This window comes from Pseudomonas frederiksbergensis (genome assembly GCF_003732665.1).
GTDB lineage: Bacteria > Pseudomonadota > Gammaproteobacteria > Pseudomonadales > Pseudomonadaceae > Aquipseudomonas > Aquipseudomonas frederiksbergensis_G.
Genome location: NZ_MOBP01000209.1, coordinates 1 through 516 on the forward strand (window position 1 = coordinate 1; position 516 = coordinate 516).

At 62.2% G+C, this 516-nt stretch carries 2 protein-coding genes; both read right to left on the bottom strand.

Going from position 1 to position 516, the window contains the following annotated elements:
- A partial coding sequence (locus BK665_RS33850; protein WP_123410667.1) for a response regulator occupies positions 1–366 on the bottom strand: 366 nt, incomplete at its 3' end.
- The coding region (locus BK665_RS33855; protein ID WP_375538972.1) for an ATP-binding protein at positions 363–516 on the bottom strand (154 nt) is incomplete at its 5' end. The genes BK665_RS33855 and BK665_RS33850, both read right to left, overlap by 4 nt.

The window sequence follows — 516 nt, forward strand, 5'->3', positions numbered from 1 at the left end:
GTGCTGATTGGCGCGTTTGACCAGGGAAACTGCTTCGTCAACATCAAAGGGTTTTGGCAGGTATTCGAACGCGCCGCCCTGATACGAGGCGACCGCGCTGTCGAGGTCGGAGTGGGCGGTCATGATGATGACCGGCAGCCGTGGGTGTTGTTCGCGAATCCGCGCCAAGAGGTCCAGGCCACTGGCTCCCGGCATGCGGATGTCGGAGATGATCACGTCCGGCTGCTGGCGCGCCAGGCGGCTCATCACGCCATCGGCGCTGTCGACGCTTTGCGTGGTCATGCCTTCTTGCTGCAGGGCCTTTTCCAGGACCCACCGGATAGAACGGTCGTCATCGACGATCCACACGGTTTCACTACGGCTCATGTCGATGTGGCTCCTTGTTCCAGTGGCAGAAAGATCGAGAACGTGGTGTGGCCTGGGTGGCTGTCACACTCGATCAGGCCCTGGTGCTGGCTGATGCTGTTCTGGGTAATGGCCAGGCCCAGCCCTGTACCGTCCGGGCGGCCGCTGACC